The organism is Sphingobium sp. B1D7B (assembly GCF_025961965.1).
Taxonomy (GTDB): Bacteria; Pseudomonadota; Alphaproteobacteria; order Sphingomonadales; family Sphingomonadaceae; genus Sphingobium.
In genome coordinates this window covers 1,923,204-1,941,412 of sequence record NZ_JAOQOR010000001.1, presented here as the reverse complement: position 1 = coordinate 1,941,412, position 18,209 = coordinate 1,923,204, and the positions used below count along the sequence as shown (strand labels likewise).

Sequence of the window (18,209 nt, the reverse complement as noted above, 5' to 3'; positions counted from 1 at the left end):
GCTTTGGGTCGGTTCGCCCCTGCCCCCCCACACTCAGTAGCTGTAGGTCAGGCTGAATACCGCGGACCGCCCCACCCCCGGCTGCGCCCAGCTGTTGTTCACATTGGTCCGCACGGTGGTGACATAGTCCTCGTCCGCCACGTTCTGCACATTCACCTGCGCCAGCAGGCGCTCGGTCACCGGATAGGCCACCATGATCCGGTGCAGTGTGTAAGCCGGCACATAATAAACCGGCGTCGCGGTCGGGTTCATCGAGTGGCGGCCCTGATAGGTCAGGCCATAACCCAGTTCGAGCCCAAACGGGAACTTGTAGGTGGTGAACAGGCTACCGGAATGCTTGGGTGTCGCCGAAAGCAACGTGCCCGCCGTTGGATCGGGATTGGCCGTGGTGTTGGTGCAATTATTCTTGCCCGGATTAGCCAGGCAGAAATCCGACACGCCCTGGATCAGCTTGCTGTCCAGATACATGTAGTTGGCGAAAATCGACCAGGATTCCGTGATGTTGCCTGAGGCGCTCAGCGAAATGCCGTTCACCCGCGATCGGCCGTCGAGCACCTGATCGATCCCGGGCTCGCCGGAAGCAACGCGATACTTGTCACGCTCGTTGCGGAACACCGCCGCTGCGAGTTGCAGCTTGGCGTCGAACAGATCGGCCTTCACGCCAATCTCGTAATTCTTCGCCGATTCCGGTTCGACATTGCAGGTGTCGATCGCGCAGCTGCCATCAACCGAACCCTTGGACGGTGTGCGCGAATTGCCGACCGCCGCATAGGCGCTGACGTTTGGCAGCGGCTTGAACACCGCGCCGACACGCCAGGAGAAGAGATTGTCCTTCGCCTCGAACGGGCCGGTCACCACGCCGGTGGTCACGTTGCGCGTCTGGGTCGATCCCTCGAACCGCTCATAGCGCACGCCGCCGTTGATCTCGAACATGTCCGAAAGCTTCATCGTATCGAACAGATAGACCGCATAGCTCGTCTGCTCGCCGACGTTGTAGCCGGTCTGAATGTAGTTCTGGGGGCCGGTGTAGATGTTGCTACCGTAGACGCGCGCCAGCGTTCCTGCTGGTGCGACCGGTCCCGTGATAATGGCGCCGGGGTTGGCAATGTTGGTGAGCGGATAATAATTCGGGGCGGCATAGGGATTGCTGCCGTCGGCAGCGCGCAGGATGCTGCCATTGTTCAGCGTATAACGCTCCCACAGCAGCGATCCGCCGAGAACGAGCGTGTGCTCGATGCCGCCCGTCGCGAACTCAGCGCTCAGGTCGAGCTGGTTATAGGCGGTTTCGTTGCGGATGTGGCGCGCCGTGCCGCGGCCCCCAGTCGGCAGATAATAGCCTGCCGGGACGACCAGCGTGCTGCTGCCGATCGCGACGGTGCAGGCGCTGCCATCCGGCTGCAGACCGTTCGCGAGACAGAAGGTGCCCGTGGGCTGGCTGGTAATGGTGTACTGGCTGACATTCTCATAGCGAGTGAGATTACGCACCTTCACCGTGTCGCTCAGTTCGTGCGAGAAAATCGCCTGCACCGAGTCCGTCACAGACTGTTGCGTGTCGACATTGGCAAAGCCGTAATAAGCGCTTTGGTTGAAGTCGGGCAGATAGCCGCCCTGAGCCGCATAATAGCGCAGGCCGTATTGCGGCATGCCCTTGTCGTCGAGATGCTCATATTGCAGCGTCAGGCTGGTCGGGCCATCGATACCGATGGTGACAGCCGGCGCCACGCCCCAGCGCTCGTAGAACTCCACGTCCCGGCCGGGCACGTCGTTCTTGTGGTAGACCGCGTTCAGTCGCACCGCGATCATGTCGCTCACGCGCTTGTTGAGATCGACGGTGCCGCGATAATAATTGTCCGTGCCGACGCCGGCCTGAACCGACATCTTATCGTCCGCCAGCGGCTTCTTGGTCACCAGATTGATCGACCCGCCAACCGAGCCCGCGCCGTTGAACACCGAGTTCGCGCCATTGGCGACCTCGACCTGCTCGATATTATAGGTCTCGTTGCGGTTCATGATTGCGCCGCTGCGCACGCCATCGACCGAGATATCATTGTTGGCAGAATAGCCGCGCAGGTTGATGCGGTCGCCATAGCCGAAGCCGCCCTCGCCGGCGCCAAAGGTGATGCCGGGCACGGTGCTCAGCACTTCGCGCAGCGTGAGCAGGTTCTGCTGCTGCAGCGTCTTGGCGCCGATTACCGTCACAGTCTGCGGCGTATCCAGCAGCGGGCGCGTATATTTGGGCGACTCTGCCCGCTCGACCTTGATCTCGGACTCATCGATGGCCGTGTCGGTCACGGTCATCCCGCCCAGACGGCGCCCCTGCTCGCCATCCTGCGCGACAGCCGGCGCTGCAAACGCGACGGCGCTGACGCAGCCAAGCGCGAGAAAGGAAGTGAGATTGGCGGATTTACTCATGCGGCGTTCCCCAGTTGGTGTCATCGATCGCTATTGCGAGTCGGTCGCACCAATTAGGATATTGCGAGTGATTTGCAACACATGATTTGCGATCAGCGTTGCGATTTATAACTTTTGGGTTCTGCAACGTGGGTGACCGCGACTTCCCTTGCGTGCGCTGAATCGACAGTCCTTACGCGCGCTTGGTCCGCAGCTGGGCCGAGTGGCGACTGGTCTGTGATCAGAAACGACGCGGGAGTTGGGAGCCTGGGTCTGACCCCGGCCACCAACTCCCGTCCGTTGGATTTGCAGTCTAATCTAGCGAGGGGCGAGCGTCTGCCCTTCTTCCCTCTTACGCGTCCGCCAAGGCCCGCTTCGCGTCTGCCTCCAGCGACCGCCCAGCGAGCAGGAACATCACCCCCGCCAACAGCGCGGTCACGACGATGACCAGCATCGAATAACGCACGGCCACATCACCCAGCGTGGGATGCAGCACGTCATTCAGATAGCCCACGACCAGCGGGCCGAGCGCCTGCCCGATCAGCGCAGCGCTGAACAGCAGGATGGACGTTGCGACAGCGCGCATCCTCAGCTTCGCCACGCTCATGACCGCCGCGAACACCGGGCCCTGATGGATCAGCAGGAGGAAAGCCGAGGCCGCATAAGCCGCGAGCCAAACCGCCGTATCCTCGGCGAGCAGGAAGATCAGCTCAGCAGGCGCGGCAAGCAGACAGGTGATCGCCGGCAAGGTCATGCGCCAGTGGCTGGCCTTGCGGCTCAACCGGTCGATCAGCAGACCGCCCAGAACCACGCCGGCCACCCCGAACACACCCCGGATCGGACCGATGGTCGCAGCCACTTCCACCAATGTCAGCCCATGGACGCGCGTCAGGAATGTCGGCGTCCACACGCTTGCGGCAAAGACATTCAGCCCCATCAGCGTGGCGCCGATGACCAAAAAGACATAGGCACGCTGCTTGGCGAGAAAGCCCATGCTCGCCTTGAAGCTTTCCCGCGCTGCACGCTCGATGCGCTTGGCTTCGGACGCCCCGCGCTCGGGCTCCTTGACGGTGAGGAAGAACAGCAACGCCAGGAATACGCCCGGCATGCCAGCCACGACGAACATCGCGCGCCAGCCATGTTCATGGCCCACCCAGCCGACGATGGGGAAGAAGAGGATGGACGAGATCGAGACCGCCGTGCCGAAGATCGAGAAGGCCAGCGGGCGGCGCTCTGCCCGGAACAGGTCGGAGATGATCGAATTGGACGGGGCAATGCCGCACGCCTCGCCCGCACCCATGAGGAAGCGTGCGATGGCGAGCTGCCAGATGTTGGCCACCCAGCCGGTCACCATCGTCATCAGGCTCCAGAAGGCGAAGCCGACAGCAATGATATTGCGCCGGTTGTAGCGATCCGCCGCCCAGGCGATGGGCACGCCGAGGATGGAGTAGAACAGGAGGAAGGCCAGGCCGGACACCAGCCCGAGGGCGGTGTCCGAGACGTGCATCTCCGACTTGATGGAGGGCAGTGCCAGCCCCAGCAGGGAGCGGTCGAGATAGTTGAAGGCCGAAACCAGTGTGAGGAATCCGAGGCCGTAGACGGCGCTGAAGTTCCAATCCTTCACGCCCCCCTCAGGGCCAGAGCCAGGCCCGGTCGGGGGCGCCGTCGTTTCGGCCATCGCATCTCTCCCAGTTTATCGTCGCCCAGTTTTATCGTCGCCCGGTTTTACAGCCGGGACGCGCGCGTTTCCTTCGCGGTTATGAATTCGATCAGCGCAGGTTGCCCCGCCTCGATCGCGGCCAGCGCGCGGTGAATGGCCGGGACAATCTCTTCCGGGCGCGTGACGCGCTCGCCATGGCCGCCAAGCGCCTTGGCGAAATCGGCGTAATGGCCGGAGATATCCGTGGCGCGATAGCGCTCGGTTGCCACCGGCATCACCGGCAGCTCGATGGCCATGGCCTCATTGTTGAGCAGGATTGACAGGATGGGCAGGCGCTCGCGCACCGCCGTCTCGAAGTCCATGCCGGTAAAGCCGATGGCGGCATCACCCCACACATTGATGCACAGCTTGTCCGGGCAGGCGAGCTTGGCGCCCATGGCGAGGCCAAGACCATAGCCAAGCTGCGTGGACTTGCCCCAGCCGATATAGCTGAGCGGCGTGATCGACTTCCAGTAGGGCGTCAGCTGATCGCGCGGGCTGCCGGCATCATGGGTGATGATGGTGTTGGCAACGTCCACGGTCTTCTGGAGATCCCAGAGCACGCGGTAGGGGCTGATCGGCGCATCGTCGCTCTCGAGCAGCGGCAGCCAGTTCGCCAACCACTCCTTCTCGACCTTGGCGATTTCCGCGGCGACCGCCCCGGCGTCGCGTGGCGCTGACACCAGCGCGCGGCACGCCTCGAGCAGCATCCCCAGCGTCAGCTTGGCGTCGCCGGCCAGCGCCATCTCGCAGGGCACGTTCTTGTTGAAATCAGCCGGATCGAGCGTCGAATGGATCACCCGCTTGCCCTGCGGCATCTTCACGCCGAACGCCGTCTCGCTGAAGCTGCAGCCGATGCCGAAGATGAGGTCCGCCTCATCGAGGAAATGCCGTAATTGGCCCGAAATAGCCGCACCGCCCGAACCGAGCGCCAGCGGGTGCGTCTCGTCGAACGCGCTCTTGCCCTGAAGGCTGGTGGAAACCGGGATAGCCAGCAGTTCGGCCAGCGCCTTCAGTTCTTCATAGGCCTCGGCCCAGTGAACGCCCTGCCCGGCGTAGATGACCGGACGCTTGGCGGCGACCAGCGCCTCGGCCGCGCGCTTCACCGCGTCTGGCTCGGGCGCATAGCGGGTGGTGACAACCGGCTGATAGCTCTCGGGCGCGTCAATTTCTTCGCCCAACACGTCCCAGGGCATCTCGACCAGTACCGGGCGCAGACGGCCATTGCGCAGCTGCGTGAAGGCACGGCGCATGATGTTCTGCGTTTCTGCCGCAACCGTGATCGGCTCGGCATGCTTGGTCACATCCCGCATCGAGACGCTGGCATTGAAATTGTCCGGCACGAAGGCGATGCGGCGGGCATAGCCCTGCGGCAGCACCAGCACGGGCACGGATTCGGAGTAAGCCTGTGCCACCCCGCCATAGGCATTTTCGGTCCCCGGCCCATGTTGCATGGCGAACACGCCCATGCGCTTGCCCCGCGTCAGGCGGGACAGCGCATCGGCCATGTGGACGCCCGTCCGCTCCTGGCGGACGATGACCGGGCGGATGCCGATTGCGGCGGCATCCTCCAGCACGGCGTTGCGCGGATAACCGAAAATGACGTCTACACCCTCACGCTTGAGGATGTTGGCGATGGCAGCACTGACTTTCATGGGGTAATTTCAATCCTTCCTGGGGCCTTTCGGGCCGATCGGCCTCTCGCCCATGACCGTCGTGCGGATGAGATGCCGACGTTCGTACTTGAAATCATGGACGCCACGATGAAGCAAGAAACGATTGTCCCAGACAATCAATGTGTCCTTCTTCCATTTCACGCGGCAATGATAATGCAGGTGCTGGGCAAGGCTCTGGAGATAGCCGAGCAGGGCCTGGCTCTCGGCCTCGGTCCAGCCGACGAAGCGCTTGAAATAAGCGGTCGTCGCGAACAGGGCCTTACGGCCGGTGACCGGGTGAACGCGCACCGCCGGGTGGATATTCTCCAGCTCGTCTTCGCTGAACCCGTGCGATTCACGCAGACGCAGGCGCTTTTCCGGCGGCAGCTTCTCGTTGCGCGCCCAGATTTCCTTGCCTGAGTAAACGACCTCGAGCCCGTCGAGCAGTTCCTTCATGGCATCGGAGAGATGCTCATAGACGAGGTAGCCGTTCGAGAAGGCGGTATCGCCACCGAATTTGGGCACTTCCAGCGCGCGCATAACCACGCAGAGCGGCGGCTGCAGCAGAAACGGGCTGTCCGTGTGGAAGTGCTCGAAGGAAGGAACGACGTTCTCCGGCTCATGCGCTTCGCGGCGCACTTCCTGCATGTCCTGATGCTCGCCGTAGGTTGGCGCCTGCGGCAGCTCGGTGATCGGACCGAAGTAGCGCGTGAACGCCTTGTGCTGCTCGGGCGTCAGATTCTGGTCGCGGAACACGATGACCAGAAAATGCTCGAACGCCTTCATCACTTCTGCGAGCGTCTCGTCATCCAGTGGCTCCCGCAGGTCCACACCGCTGATCTCGCAGCCGCACGCGCCGGAGATCGGCTCGACGGTGATCCGCTTGAACTCGGGCATGGGCAAACCCGCCACGATCGTGCCGGTCGCCTGATCGGCGGCCTGCCCCTTGTGAGACACTTGGATGTTCATCTCGAAGCTCCTCTTCCAAGACCCCGGCGCAAGACCGGCCGGGGCCATCATCTATCAGAAATTGCGCTTGATGGTGACAGCCCATTCCCGCGGACGCGCCGGGCGCCCCTGGATGGACTGGGTCGATCCGCGATTGTCGAACAGGCCGTCATAGTAGAGCCGATCGGTCAGGTTGGTGACTTCCAGCGACAGCTGCCAATCCTCGGCGACATCGCGATACGTGAGGCGCGCATTGACGATCGTGCGCCCTTCCACCTGGTTAAACGGCGCGCGGTTGATCGCCGTCGAGAAATAGGGGCTCTGCGAGTTCACGTCGATGCGCGGGGTCAATGACCCGGCGTCGCCTAGCTCGATCTTGTACTGGCCGCCGACGCTCCAGCGCCATTCCTGCACGAAAGGCGCGTCCATATCGAGCGTGATGCCGGCGCTCTGGCCGATGGCGGAAATCGACTTGTAGTCGAAGTCCAGATAGCCGAGCGAGGCATCGATCAGCAGGCCGCGAACCGGGCGCAGCGTCGCCTCGACCTCGAAGCCCTTCACATCCGCCTTGCCGGCGTTGAGCGGCAATGCGCAGGGCGCGGCCGGCACCGTCGGACAGGTCGAAACGCTGACCAGAATATCGTTATACTTGTTGAGGAAGCCGGAGACGTTCAGGCGCAGCAGCCGGTCGAACAGGTCGCTCTTGAAACCGACTTCATAGGCGGTCAGCGTCTCGGGATCATGCGTCAGCGCCTGCGCCGGGAAGAACGGCCGCGGGTTGGCGCCGCCACTCTTGAAGCCCGTCGCGATCTGCGCATAGGTCATGAAGTCGGGCGTCCAGCGATACTGGATGACACCGCGATAATCGAGACGATCGCCCTTGAACGTCCGCACCAGCCCATCGAGCGGGGCGAGCGACGGCGGCGCATTGCCGCCGTAGATGTTCCCCGGATTGCCCTTGCGCGCATATTGGAAGCTCTTGGTAATGTCCGTATAGCGCAGGCCGCCGATCAGCGTCAGCTTCTCCGTCAGATGCAGTTCGGCATTGGCGAAGGCCGCGATGGTCTGGGATTCGACATGGTCGTTCTGGCGGAATTCCAGCGTGGGAAGCTGGACACGCGAGCCGCCGTCGCTGGTGCCCTCGAAATAATAACCGCCCACCGTATAGTTCAGCAGCGTACCGATCGCACCGCTGGCGCGCAGTTCCTGGCTGAACTGATTGTGGTTCACGTCATTGGCCGTCAGCGCGATGTTGATCGGCGAGGACTCGGCCGATGTGAACACCGAATTGTAGCTGCGATAGGCCGTGATCGAGGTGATGCTCAGATCGCCGACATCAATGGTGATGTTGCCGGAGAGGCCCCAGGTATCGAGCGAGTTACGGGCTGGCGCTGCATAAGGCGCCGTGCCATCGCGCGGGGCATAGTTGAGATAATTCTCATAGCTCACGAACGGGCTGGTCGTGAACGTATCCTGCGCGAAATTGCCATAGGGCGAATAGCTGATGAAGGGCGAGCCGGTGGCCGTACCATAGCGGACGCCGTCGATGACATAAGGTGCGGTCGCGCTCGACCCCGGCCCCGTCAGCGTGCCGACATAGAGGAGGGTGGAGGGCGCAGACTCGCTGTCGTCGCGGGTGATGTCGCCGATGATCGAAATGTCGACCGCGTCATTGGGCGTCCAGCGCAACGTACCGCGGCCGGCGACATAGGATTTGCCGCCCTCGGTGCCGAGCTTGCAATTGTCGGAAATCGCGAAGGTCCGCACCGGCGAAGTCGGGTGGGTGCAGCGGTAATCGTAGCGCGTGACGTAGCCGTCCTTCTTCACGCCAGCGCCGGAGACGCGCAGGAAAAGCTGATCGGGCACGACCGTCAGGTTCAGGCCGCCGCGCACCTCGGTGCGGTTGAAGCTACCGTAGGTTGCCTGGACATAGCCGCCGCCCGAGCCATCCGGCTTCTTGGAATAGAGCTTGATCGCGCCGCCGATCGAGTTCTGCCCCGCAAGCGTACCCTGCGGCCCGCGCAGAATTTCCACCCGGTCGAGGTCCAGCAGATCGAGCATCGAGCCCTGCAGCGTCGAGTAATAGACGTCATCGACATAGAGGCCGACGCCCGGCTCCAGTGCGAACGTCGAATCCGACTGGCCGACGCCGCGAATGAACGCCTGGATCGATGGGCCGTAGGTGGCCGGCGCTTCGGCGAGATTGACGTTGGGCGCCTGTGCGGCGACCTGAGCGATGCTCGTCTGGCTGCGCGCTTCCAGCATGTCGCCGGAGACGGCGGTGATGGCCAGCGGCGCATCCTGCAGACGCTGCGAGCGGAACTGCGCGGTCACCACGATGTCATCGGCATCGGCCTGCTGTGCAGCGCTTTGTTGGGGAGCGGGGGCATCCTGCGCCATGGCGGGTGTCGCCAGGGTTGCGGCGCCCAGCGTCAAGGCGCTCGCGGCCTGCAACAAAAGATCTGCCTTCTTCATCATCGCTCTCCTCCAATGTCAGAACGCCCGTGCGTCGGGCTGTTATCGGGCGGGACCATGGCGACGCTCGGCGCGCATGTCAAATTTATTCCATATTGCAGAAGTCTTGTTCCGTATATTGGAATTATAGCCTTGACTTGTCGCCGCGCCGCCGTAGCTTCCGTCTAAGAAAAATGAGGAGGGATGAATGGCAGAGTTCGATCGAAGGCAGCTTTTGGCAGGCGGACTCGCCGCTGGCGGTGCCATGAGCGCAATGACCGGCACCGCAACCGCGCGCACGATGCGACCGCCCCCGGCCGCGGCACCCGCGCGACGAATCGCCGTCGAGGAAGCCTGGACGATTGCCGAGCATCAGGACGCGCTGGCCGCCCTTGCCACCGGAACATGGCCCAATCTGGACGCGCAGCTGATTAACACGCTTGGTTCTCGCGGACCGGACCGCCTCACTCGCCGCCTGCGCGACGTGACGGAGCGGCTCGCGGAAATGGACCGCCTAGGTGTCGACATGCAGATTCTCTCGCTCACCTCGCCGGGTGTGCAGATGTTCCGCGCCGATCAGGCCGTCGCTATGGCCGAGCTTGCCAATGATCGCCTAGCCGAAGTGGTCCGCGCCCACCCGAAGCGCTTCGCCGGCCTTGCGTCCTTCGCGCCGCAAGACCCGGGCCGGGCTGCCAAGGAAATGGAGCGCGCCGTCAATAAGCTCGGTTTCAGCGGCTTCATTGTGAACTCGCACACCAATAACGAGTATCTGGACGACCCCAAGTTCATGCCGATCCTGGAGGCCGCCGCCGCGCTCGACCGGCCAATCTACATCCATCCCCGCTGCCCGTCAGACGGCATGGCTGAGCCGTTCCGCGATCATCGCCTGCAATCGGCGATCTGGGGCTATGCTGCCGAAACCGGCACCCATGCCATGCGGCTGATCCTCAGCGGTGTGTTCGACAAGCTGCCCAACCTCAAGATCGTGATTGGCCATATGGGTGAAAACATCCCGTTCCACCTGTGGCGCACAGACCATTGGTTCGAGCGCCGGCGCGATGCCTATGGCAGCAAGCTCAAGCCCTCCGAAGTCATGAAGCGCAACGTGTACATCACTACCAGCGGCGTGGAGCATGGCCCGGCCTTGCGCTACGCGATCGACGTACTGGGTGTAGACCGCGTGCTTTGGGCGATCGACTATCCCTATGAGGAGATGGAGCCCTCCGTCACCTTCATCAACCACGCCCCGCTTGACGGAGAAGAACGCGAGGCGGTCTGCCATCGCAATGCCGCGCAGGTCTTCCACCTCCCGCCAGCCTGATCCCGCCTAACCCTGACGACCCGCCCTGGCCCGCCAGGGCGGGCGTCAGGCCTCGGCGGAGGCGTGGCCGAAGGTAGCGCTGAGCGTGCGCGCTGCCGCCATGACGTCGCTCGCCATGCGCTCGCGGTCCATCGTGCCGAAGCGCTTGGCCGGCATCGTGAGGCCGATCGACCCAATCACCGCATTCCCGCTGCGGAAGACAGCCGCCGCGATGCCCGCGACATCGGCTTCCTGACTGTAGAAGATTGCGCAGCCCCGCTCACGAATGGCGGCCAGTTCCTCCACCAGCACTTCGGGCGGCGGCGTCGGGGCGCCGGTCAAAGGCCCCACCGGGCTCTGCGCCAGCGCCGCCGCCAGATCCTCCGCCTCCAGATGGGCGAGAATGGCACGGCCCAGCGAGCCCCAGGTCAGCGAAAGATCAGTATAGGGCTCCAGCACATGACGCAGCGTGTGCGGCGTGAGGATTCGCTCTGAGACGATGGCGCGGTGATGGGGGGCATCGTAGGTGCAGAACACCGCCGTCTCCTGCCAACCCGCCCACAGAGTGCGGAGGAAGGGGCGCACCGCCGCGACATAATGGCTGCGGCTCAAGATGTTGGCGGACAGCCTGAACAGTTCACGCCCGGCCCGATAGGATGTGCCGTCGCCCCGCTCTACCAACCCGCCGCGGATCAGCATCTGCAACAGCCGATGCACGCTGCTGGCCGGCATTCCCGTGCCCGCGGCAAGATCCTTGAGCGCGCAATCCCCGTCGCTTTCGCCGATCAGTTTGAGCAGCGCAATCATGCGGGCGCCAGACCCGCGATCGGTGTTGGTCGATGAATCCATGAAAAAGAAGACGCTCCGCCCCAAACCCCGCGCTGCCGGGGGAGCGTCTTCTACGAAATCTTCAGCGCTGACGCCATTGCCGAGTTCTGCCGCGATCAGGCAGCAGACCGCGCTGCCAGATGCGCGAGCGCAAGCGCGCCTGCTCGCTCGCCGAGCTGTAACGATCCGCCCGTGCCCAGCGCGGCCCAGGCGCGCGGATCGGCAGAGACAGCCCGCCCGGTGACGAACAGCCCGCTCAACTCGCGGGGGCGCAGTGCCGCGTCGATGAGCGCACTATCGCTCTTCAGTGGCGCATCCTCAGCGCCCAGCACATGCGCGCCCACGACATGGCGAAGGCGCGCGGACTGCATGGCGCCTGCAACGTCGATCAGGAAGCTCGCTTCCAGTCCAGGCAGGGTCCGCAGGAAGGGCAGAATCTCACGGATCAACGTCCGCGCTCGCGCCTCCTGCGCGCCCAATTGCGCGACGCTGGCCGCCCCATCGACCCGCATGGAAGGCCCGCGCACATAGGCGACGCCCCTATCCCGCCCCGCTGGCGTCACCCCATAGAGCACCAGTCGATCCGGCTGATCGGGCGATAGCACGCCAGAGGCCTTCGCGTCGGCGAGGCGGGCAGGCCATGTCGCTTGGCCGGCCAGCACCGCATCGAACGCGACGCCGCCAATCCGGTAATTCATGGCGATACTGGCGGGCTCGTCCAGCCCGCGCATGGCGGTGCCCGCCCGCATCGCCAGTTCGCCATCGCCGGTGGCGTCGATGACCATGGCGGCCGGCACGGCAAAGCGGCCGGACTTGTTCTCGACCATCGCGCCACGCACGACGCCGTTCTCCACGATTGGGTCGGCCGCCCAGCTGGAGAGCAGCAGTTGCACCCCCGCCTCCTGCGCGAGATCGAGCAGCGCATATTTGAGCGCCTCGGCATCATGAACCAGACCATCGCCGAGAAGGTCCGGCCCGGCATCGCCGTTTCGCTCCAGCCGACTGACCAACTCGGCCGCGATGCCCTGTTCTGCGGGCGTAAGCGCGATATCGAAGGACAAGGGGCCATTGCCGCCCAGTACGACGTTGCGCTCCACGAGGAGCGTGCGCGCTCCGCCCCTCGCCGCCGCCATAGCCGCCGCCACGCCGGACAATCCGCCGCCGCACACAAGCACGTCGACCGCCCGATAGACCGGGGTTCGACGGCCCGGCAGCATGATCTCGCCGCGCGTCGCACCCGCTGTGCGTTCCATGATCGTCGTGCTCATCCGCTTAATCCCGCACCATATTGTGGATCTTGGCCTTGCTGATGTCGATCGCGCCATCGGCCAGGTTCTGGCCCTGCGCGATCAGCAGCCCCTGCAATTCGTCGATGACGACCTCGCGCAGCGTCACCCCGTCCCGGCAAGCCAGCGCCGCCGCCGTGCCCGCCGCCTGACCGAAGGCCATGCAATCGGGAATCTGCCGGCAGCGCGAATGGGCCTCATAGCTCATCGATACGGTCTTGCCGGCAACCAGAAGATTCTCGATGCCCTGCGGCATCAGGCAACCGAAGGGCACGCCGAACACCGATGTGACCATCTTGGCGTTGGCCAGTCGCTCGCGGAAGGCTGCCGTCGTTTCGCTGCCGTCCGAGGGGTGGCGCACGAAGCCGAGCGTGTCCGGCAGACGGTGGTAGCGCTTGAAGATGTCGTCCGCGTGGAAGAGGCCTTCCAATATGTCGTCGCGCGTGAGCGTGTAATCGCCCAAGATACGCCGGGAATCGCGCACCCCGATCATCGGCGCTGCCTTGATGAGATAGGCCTCCTCGAATCCCGGCACAGTGCGCAGGAACGGCATGAACGCGCGCACGCCCTGCCGGGCCCGGACCTCCGCATCGGTCAGCTCGTCGGCATCATAAGGGTCGCGATGCAGCACACGGACGCCGTAGATATATCCCATCTGCCCAGCCCGTGTGGAAGGCGCGATGCCGAAGTTGGAGAAGTTGTCGAGATAGACGTCGTCCAGCAGAACGCCTGCAGCCTTGGCTGCCTTCACCATTTCGGTGCGACCCTTGCGATCCTGACTGTGGCGATAATCCACCCCGCCGATCTGGAAGAGCATGACCATCGGCTGCGGGTGATTATACTCTTGCATCGGCGCTCCGGCCCTGGCCGCGACATCGGCATCGCCGGTCGCGTCAATCACCACGTCGGCCAGCACGGCCTGCCGCCCGGCCTTGTTCTCGATGACCACGCCGCGCACAGCGCCATCCTCGACGATCGCATCGGTAACCCAGGTCTGCGGCAGCACACGCACGCCGGCTTCCTTCACCAGTTCAGCCAGCACAAATTTGAGGATTTCGGGGTCGAAGGGCACGGCGAAATGCCCGTCCTCCAGGTCCGGATCGGCGCCGCCATTGGCGCGCAGCCGCTCGATCACTTCCTTCATGATCCCGCCGGTGAAGAAGGCTTGGTGATATTCCGTGACGAACGAGCGCGGCCCGGTGCCGCCCAAGGTCGTATCCCGCTCGATCATCAGCACGTCCGCGCCGTTGCGCGCGGCGGCGACAGCCGCAGCGACGCCGCCGGCGCCGCCGCCGCAGACCAACACTGCGGCCCGGTCAACCACCGAAACCGCCTGCGGCTGCTCCTCGATCCACTCCTGCTCGTCCACGGCTATCATGCGTCACCCCTTGCTGTCGCCGAACGGAACTATCTAACTATAATATTCTTTGCAAGCAGCATCGCGGCTTGCGGCTCAAACCATATGACTATATTATTTTTTGCATGGAGAAGAGATTCGGGGCTCCCACCGCACGGGAAACCATCACCGAGGCCGCACGGGAGATCCCGGTGGCGCGGCGCACGCAGGTTCTGGTCGTCGGTGCCGGCGCAGGGGGCTACCCCGCTGCCATCCGTGCCGCACGCAATGGCGCTGAAGTGCTGCTGATCGAGCGCAACGCCGTTGTCGGCGGCACCGGGCCCATGTCGTTCGTGACTGAATTCCTCAGTTGCGAGAATATGAGCGGCATTTTGCGCGAGATGCAGCAGCGCCTCGCCGCGCATGATGCCGCAGCCGAGACCTTCCTGCCGGAATATTTCAATCTCGCTTACGACCCTGAGATGCTCAAGCTGGTGGTGCTCGACATGCTGGTGGAAGCCGGCGTCGATCTGCTGCTCAATACCAATGTCGTCGATGTGATCCGCGAGGGGGACGCGCTCAAGGGCGTCATCATCGAGAACAAGTCAGGCCGGCAGGCCATTCTCGCGGACGTCATCATCGATGCCAGCGGCGATGCGGACGTTGCTTCGCGGGCCGGCGTCGCCATGCATCCGCGCGAAGACCCGCAACCCATGATGATGTTGTGCCGCATGGGCGGCGTCGACTGGGAACGGATGCAGGCTCACGCCCGCGCGAACCCGGACGATTTCTCCAAGCTGTGGGGTACGCCCGCCAATCCGCTCGATGGTGCCCAATATGTCCACCTGACTGGCTGGAAGTCGCTGGTGGCCCAGGGCAAGGAAGAAGGCGCCCTGCCCGGCACATTCGGCCATCATATCTCCATCTTCGGTGCCACGCCCGCCAATCTGCGCCATGGCATCGGCTATCTCTATGCCGTGCAGGTGCTCAATCGGGATCCCACCGATGCCGCCGATCTTACTGGTGCGGAGGTCGAAGGTCGCCGCCGGGCGCGCGATTTCCTGCCGTTCGTCAAGCGCATTCCCGGCATGGAAGACGCCTTCCTCATCGACATGGCGCCGCAGATCGGTGTGCGGGACAGCCGCCGGATCGTCGGCGATTACACGCTCACCCGCGATGACATCTTCGATGGCGCCGCCTTTGCGGACGAGATCGCCCTCAAGGTCTATCGCGGCCCGAATGTGAAAGGCTGGGTCCGTCACAAGCCCGATGGCAGCGAGGGCGGCAAGGGCCATGACCTCACCGAAATGCCGATCTCGGTGGTCGTGCTGGGCCTGCCTTATCGCTGCCTGCTCCCGCAGGGCATCGAGAATCTGCTGGTGGCGGGCAAGACCGTTTCATTCGACAATGAGGCCCATCAGCGCGTGCGGTTGATGCCCGAATGCATCGCCATGGGCGAGGCTGCTGGCGTCGCCGCCGCCGTGGCAGTGCGCGACGGCGTTCCGCCCCGCCAGGTCGATACGGATGCGGTGCGCGCCCTGCTGAGCGAAGGCGGCATGAATCTGGACCGGAGCAAGGTCCGGGTGCAGCAAGTGCGGAAAACCCTCGCTAGCCGGGGCTTGAATGTCCTGATGGATTGAGACCGGCGCCCTCCCCGCGCCCCTTGCCCAAGGCGGGGACGCGGAGCAGGTGAGGTTCGGCGCTTACACGCGAGGAGCGATCAATCCTCGCGGCGATACCCGCCCAGGCCGGGCTTGAAGGACTTTTCGTCCAGAAACTGCGTCATCCCCTTGCGGCGCCCACGCTCGGTATCCTGACCCGCCGCCGTCGCCGCCATCGCGCCGAGCATCGCCTCGGACGTGTCCCAATCCAGCCGCTCGACATATTTGAACGCGGACTTGGCGTGGCGCAGGATGGTCGGGTTCTTGGAGAGTAGCTTGCGCGCCAACGCCTCGGTTTCGGCACGCAGATCGGCCAACGGCACCGAGCGGTTGACCAGCCCCATTTCCGCCGCCTTGCGCCCGTCGAACGGATCGCCGGTCATGATATAATAAAGGCTGTCGCGGTGGTTCATCACCTGCGCCACGGCGCGCGTGACGTTGCCCGCCGGGATGATCCCCCAATTGATCTCCGAAAGGCCAAAAGTGGCCTCATCGGCGGCAATCGCCAGATCGCAGGCGACCAGCGGCGTGAATGCCCCGCCGAAGCACCAGCCGTTGACCATCGCAATGGTGGCCTTGGGATAGTGCGTCAGGCGCCGCCACATCCAATCCGTCGCGGCGCGGCGAAAGCGGGCCTGTACAATGGCGGATTCGCCCTCGGTCTCCCGGAAATATTCCTTGAGGTCCATGCCGGCCGAGAAGGCCTCCCCCTCACCGGTCAGCACGACGACGCCGACCTCGTCGCGCACCTCCAGCTCATCGAGCACCTGCCACATCTCACGATTGATCGTGGGATTCATCGCATTGCGCTTGGCCGGGCGGTTGAGGGACACCCATGCGATGCCGTCATCCAGCGTGACCTTCACGGCCTCATAGGTGTGTTCACTTGTCATCGATGGATTGTCCTTTCGCTTCCATGGACACGACCAGGCGGGTGAGCAGATCGAGCAATGTCTTGCACTCTTGCTCCGCCAGCCCGGCCGTGAGTTGCTCTTCCAGCCGCCGCGCATCGGCATTGACCGCTTCGAACCGCGCCTGCCCCTCGGGCGTCAGACTGATGAGCGAGATCCGGCGGTTGAGTTCGCTGGTCTCGCTGGTGATGAGGTTCTTCTCGCGCAATTGGGCGAGTTGCTGGGTGGCGGCCTGCGGCGTGACCCGCTGCACCCGCGCCAGCTCCGCCGCGGAACAGGGGGCGAGGCGTTTGAGGAAAGAGAGGATCGTGAAATCGCTGGTCGTCAGCCCGTGCGCGCGCACTACCTCGTCCAGCTCCAGTTTGCCGGCGGTGTAGCCGCGCTTGAGCAGATAGAGCAGCCGCCGCGGCCTTCCTTCATCGGATCGCGACTGCGCGCTCATGCTCCCCCTCTCCCGCCGACCTCCGGCCGTTCAAATTGACAATCTACTTTATATAAAGCTTCTTGATAATTATCCCGCTGACTGTCAACCGGCTTTGCCTTCGCCACACCGCATGCAAAAGGGCGGCACCTACCGATGCCGCCCTGCACAAGATCATGTAATGCGTGGCGCGCGGCGGCTCAGCCCCAGACCTCCTCCGCCACGCGCACAACCAGCTCCAGCTTGGCCTTCTCGTGCTCGATATCCATCATGTTGCCGCCGATGCCGCTGGAGAAGCCGCATTGCGGTGAGAGCGCGAGTTGATCGATATCGGCATATTTCGCCGCATCCTCGATCCGCCGCTTGAGGTCATCGGGGCTTTCCATCGTGCCGCGCTTGGTGGTGACCAGGCCCAGCACCACCGTCTTCCCCTTCGGCAGGAAGCGCAGCGGCTCGAAGCCACCGGCGCGATCGGAATCATATTCCAGGAAATAGCCGTCGATGTTCATCTCGTTGAACATGACCTCCGCAACCGGATCATAGCCACCCTCGGCGACCCAGCGGCCGGCGAAATTGCCCCGGCAGACATGCATGCACACCGCCATATCATCGGGCTTGGCCGCAATCGCCGCGTTGATGAGTTTGGCGTAGACGTGCGGCAGTTCTTCCGGATCTTCGCCGATACTGGTCGGCACCTGCGCGCGCAGGGTGGGGTCGCAGAGATAGGCGAAGTTGGTCTCGTCGATCTGTAGATAGCGGCAGCCGGCGTCGATCAGATCGCCGATCTCCTCGGCGTAGACCGCCGCGAGGTCCGCGTAGAATTCCTCCATCGTCGGATAAGCCTCAGCGTCGATCGCATCGCGCCCGCCGCGGAAGTGCATGATCGAGGGCGAGGGAATGGTGATCTTGGGGGTTTCCTTCGTCACCGTCTTGAGGAACTTGAAGTCCTCGACGAAGATCGGCTTGGGGCGGCTGAGCTTGCCGGTGATGCGCACCGTATGCGGCTTGCTCTCGACCGTGCCCTGCTCGTTGCGGAAGGTGGTGCGGTGGCTGGACTGCCAGGGTTCGACATTGGCGAAGCGGAGCAAGAAATCGGTGTGCCAGCTGCCGCGATTATACTCGCCGTCGGTGATCGACTTGAGGCCGACGCCTTCCTGCAGCGCCACGACCTCGCGGATGGCGTCCTGCTGGATGGTCAGCAGTTCCTCCGCGCTGAGCTCGCCGGCGGCCTTCTTGTTCCGGGCTTCGATGAGATATTCCGGGCGGATGAGGCTGCCCACATGGTCGGCTCGGAACGGCGCTGGCTTCATGCAAAACTC

General features: G+C 63.8%; 13 protein-coding genes. 2 read left to right on the top strand and 11 right to left on the bottom strand.

Going from position 1 to position 18,209, the window contains the following annotated elements; genetic code table 11:
- Nucleotides 1-33: 33 nt before the first annotated feature.
- The 5 genes from M2336_RS08915 to M2336_RS08895 all read right to left on the bottom strand — a co-directional run bounded on the left by M2336_RS08915 (nt 34) and on the right by M2336_RS08895 (nt 9,168).
- A complete protein-coding gene (locus M2336_RS08915; RefSeq protein WP_264574684.1) occupies nt 34-2,412 on the bottom strand; it encodes a TonB-dependent receptor in 2,379 nt (792 codons plus the stop codon).
- A 331-nt stretch (nt 2,413-2,743) separates the two neighbouring features.
- Nucleotides 2,744-4,069 (bottom strand): spinster family MFS transporter, encoded by a 1,326-nt coding sequence (locus M2336_RS08910; RefSeq protein WP_264574683.1) that lies wholly within the window; start codon nt 4,067-4,069, stop codon nt 2,744-2,746.
- 47 nt (nt 4,070-4,116) lie between these two features.
- Nucleotides 4,117-5,745, bottom strand: a complete 1,629-nt coding sequence (locus tag M2336_RS08905) for a thiamine pyrophosphate-requiring protein (RefSeq protein ID WP_264592887.1) — start codon at nt 5,743-5,745, stop codon at nt 4,117-4,119.
- Nucleotides 5,746-5,754: 9 nt separating this feature from the next.
- Nucleotides 5,755-6,714, bottom strand: a complete 960-nt coding sequence (locus M2336_RS08900) for a TauD/TfdA dioxygenase family protein (RefSeq protein ID WP_264574681.1) — start codon at nt 6,712-6,714, stop codon at nt 5,755-5,757.
- 54 nt (nt 6,715-6,768) lie between these two features.
- Nucleotides 6,769-9,168, bottom strand: coding sequence for a TonB-dependent receptor (locus M2336_RS08895; protein WP_264592886.1), 2,400 nt, complete (start codon nt 9,166-9,168; stop codon nt 6,769-6,771).
- A gap of 187 nt (nt 9,169-9,355) precedes the next feature.
- On the opposite strand from M2336_RS08895, the gene M2336_RS08890 reads away from it, so the two are divergent.
- Entirely contained in the window at nt 9,356-10,468 is a 1,113-nt protein-coding gene (locus M2336_RS08890) for an amidohydrolase family protein (protein WP_264574679.1), read from the top strand.
- A 45-nt stretch (nt 10,469-10,513) separates the two neighbouring features.
- On the opposite strand, the gene M2336_RS08885 is transcribed toward M2336_RS08890, so the two are convergent.
- The 3 genes from M2336_RS08885 to M2336_RS08875 form a co-directional block, all read right to left on the bottom strand.
- Nucleotides 10,514-11,296: an IclR family transcriptional regulator gene (locus tag M2336_RS08885; RefSeq protein WP_264574678.1), complete on the bottom strand. Its 783-nt coding sequence runs from the start codon at nt 11,294-11,296 to the stop codon at nt 10,514-10,516.
- A gap of 95 nt (nt 11,297-11,391) precedes the next feature.
- Entirely contained in the window at nt 11,392-12,543 is a 1,152-nt protein-coding gene (locus M2336_RS08880; protein ID WP_264574677.1) for an FAD-dependent oxidoreductase, read from the bottom strand.
- 4 nt (nt 12,544-12,547) lie between these two features.
- Nucleotides 12,548-13,939, bottom strand: a complete 1,392-nt coding sequence (locus tag M2336_RS08875; protein WP_264574676.1) for an FAD-dependent oxidoreductase — start codon at nt 13,937-13,939, stop codon at nt 12,548-12,550.
- A 170-nt stretch (nt 13,940-14,109) separates the two neighbouring features.
- On the opposite strand from M2336_RS08875, the gene M2336_RS08870 reads away from it, so the two are divergent.
- A complete protein-coding gene (locus tag M2336_RS08870; protein ID WP_264592885.1) occupies nt 14,110-15,537 on the top strand; it encodes an FAD-dependent oxidoreductase in 1,428 nt (475 codons plus the stop codon).
- Nucleotides 15,538-15,617: 80 nt separating this feature from the next.
- On the opposite strand, the gene M2336_RS08865 is transcribed toward M2336_RS08870, so the two are convergent.
- The 3 genes from M2336_RS08865 to M2336_RS08855 form a co-directional block, all read right to left on the bottom strand.
- Complete coding sequence (locus M2336_RS08865; RefSeq protein WP_264574674.1) at nt 15,618-16,451, bottom strand: p-hydroxycinnamoyl CoA hydratase/lyase; 834 nt, start codon at nt 16,449-16,451, stop codon at nt 15,618-15,620.
- Nucleotides 16,441-16,911: a MarR family winged helix-turn-helix transcriptional regulator gene (locus M2336_RS08860; protein WP_264574673.1), complete on the bottom strand. Its 471-nt coding sequence runs from the start codon at nt 16,909-16,911 to the stop codon at nt 16,441-16,443. The genes M2336_RS08865 and M2336_RS08860 overlap by 11 nt, the downstream gene beginning before the upstream one ends.
- A gap of 179 nt (nt 16,912-17,090) precedes the next feature.
- On the bottom strand, nt 17,091-18,200 hold the full coding sequence (locus tag M2336_RS08855) for a 5-methyltetrahydropteroyltriglutamate--homocysteine S-methyltransferase (RefSeq protein WP_264574672.1): 1,110 nt from the start codon (nt 18,198-18,200) through the stop codon (nt 17,091-17,093).
- Nucleotides 18,201-18,209: the final 9 nt, after the last annotated feature.

Bases quoted from the DNA above. Each gene is read 5' to 3' on its own strand.
- M2336_RS08890 (WP_264574679.1), top strand. From the start codon at position 9,356: ATGGCAGAGTTCGATCGAAGGCAGCTTTTGGCAGGCGGACTCGCCGCT.
- M2336_RS08880 (WP_264574677.1), bottom strand. From the start codon at position 12,543: ATGAGCACGACGATCATGGAACGCACAGCGGGTGCGACGCGCGGCGAG.
- M2336_RS08900 (WP_264574681.1), bottom strand. From the start codon at position 6,714: ATGAACATCCAAGTGTCTCACAAGGGGCAGGCCGCCGATCAGGCGACC.
- M2336_RS08915 (WP_264574684.1), bottom strand. From the start codon at position 2,412: ATGAGTAAATCCGCCAATCTCACTTCCTTTCTCGCGCTTGGCTGCGTC.
- M2336_RS08855 (WP_264574672.1), bottom strand. From the start codon at position 18,200: ATGAAGCCAGCGCCGTTCCGAGCCGACCATGTGGGCAGCCTCATCCGC.
- M2336_RS08885 (WP_264574678.1), bottom strand. From the start codon at position 11,296: ATGGATTCATCGACCAACACCGATCGCGGGTCTGGCGCCCGCATGATT.
- M2336_RS08910 (WP_264574683.1), bottom strand. From the start codon at position 4,069: ATGGCCGAAACGACGGCGCCCCCGACCGGGCCTGGCTCTGGCCCTGAG.
- M2336_RS08895 (WP_264592886.1), bottom strand. From the start codon at position 9,168: ATGAAGAAGGCAGATCTTTTGTTGCAGGCCGCGAGCGCCTTGACGCTG.
- M2336_RS08905 (WP_264592887.1), bottom strand. From the start codon at position 5,745: ATGAAAGTCAGTGCTGCCATCGCCAACATCCTCAAGCGTGAGGGTGTA.
- M2336_RS08860 (WP_264574673.1), bottom strand. From the start codon at position 16,911: ATGAGCGCGCAGTCGCGATCCGATGAAGGAAGGCCGCGGCGGCTGCTC.
- M2336_RS08875 (WP_264574676.1), bottom strand. From the start codon at position 13,939: ATGATAGCCGTGGACGAGCAGGAGTGGATCGAGGAGCAGCCGCAGGCG.
- M2336_RS08865 (WP_264574674.1), bottom strand. From the start codon at position 16,451: ATGACAAGTGAACACACCTATGAGGCCGTGAAGGTCACGCTGGATGAC.